At 65.4% G+C, this 1,232-nt stretch carries 1 protein-coding gene; it reads left to right on the top strand.

The genetic code is table 11. The features are described from left to right. The coding region (locus C5O18_RS09835; protein WP_105193442.1) for an SMP-30/gluconolactonase/LRE family protein at positions 1 to 976 on the top strand (976 nt) is incomplete at its 5' end. Between the last annotated feature and the right edge of the window lie 256 nt (positions 977 to 1,232).

Here is a 1,232-nt window from a genome sequence, read left to right as displayed (position 1 = left end):
GGACGGCCCCTATGCCGGCAACCGCCAGCTGGCCGGCGTCGAACGCGTCGGCGCCCAGGGCATCCACGGTCCCGAAGCGCTGCTGCTGGACAGCGAAGGTTTCCTGATCACCGGCCTGCACGACGGCCGCGTCATCCGCACCAGCCTCGACGGCAACAGCCTGAAGGTGCTGACCCGCACCGGCGGCCGTCCGCTGGGCCTGGCCTTCCACCCGGACGGCCGCCTGATCATCGCCGACGCCGTCAAGGGCCTGCTGGCACTCGACACTACCGGCCACCTGAGCACGCTGACCACTTCCGCCGGCGACCTGCCGTTCCGCTTCACCGATGACGTCACTGTCGATGCCGCCGGCCGCTACGCCTATTTCAGCGATGCCTCCAGCCGCTGGGGCTACGGCCAGGATCCCGAGGCCATCATGGAGCACGGCGGCGACGGCCGCCTGCTGCGCTACGACTTCGAGACCGACGCCACCGAACAGCTGCTCGGCGGCCTGGAGTTCGCCAACGGTGTCGCCCTCGGTCCGGACGAGGCCTACGTGCTGGTCAACGAGACCGGCGCCTACCGCATCAGCCGCTACTGGCTGAAGGGCGACAAGGCCGGCACGCACGATATCTTCGCCGACAACCTGCCCGGCCTGCCCGACAACCTCAGCTTCAACGGCAGCGACCGCTTCTGGGTCGCGCTGTACGCGCCGCGCAATTTCCTGCTCGACGCCTTCGCCGGCCAGCCCTTCGTGCGCAAGATGCTGGTGCGCGCCATGCACATCCTGCCCAAGCCGGTGGAACGCCGCGCCTTCGTGCTCGGCTTCGACCCCGAGGGCAGGCTGACCGCCAACCTGCAGGATGATTCGCGCAGCAACTACGCGCCCATCACCACCGTGCGGGAATACGACGAATGGCTCTACCTGGGCTCGCTGACGCGCAGCACCATGGCGCGCATCCCGCTGTCGCAGGCTCTCGCCAAGGATCCCCGCTGACCGCTGAAAGGTGACACAAGCCGCTTGTCAGGTTATCCCCAAAAGCTGTGGATAACTTTGTGGGAAAGTTTGCGGATAGCAGGCCTGACCCGCGCGACAAGCGGCTTCCGACCGATTGACGGTTTTTCCGCCAAAAACTTTTAATCAAACGAATTCATATACTTAGATCGTTTGCTCAGTTTTCGGGCGGGCCGCACCGGGGTTTTGCCTGAAATGCACACGATTGCTGCGGCCATGTGCACAAAAAGCGGGCATG

This window comes from Amnimonas aquatica (assembly GCF_002943415.1).
GTDB lineage: Bacteria > Pseudomonadota > Gammaproteobacteria > Pseudomonadales > Moraxellaceae > Perlucidibaca > Perlucidibaca aquatica_A.
This window is presented reverse-complemented; position numbering and strand designations above follow the sequence as displayed.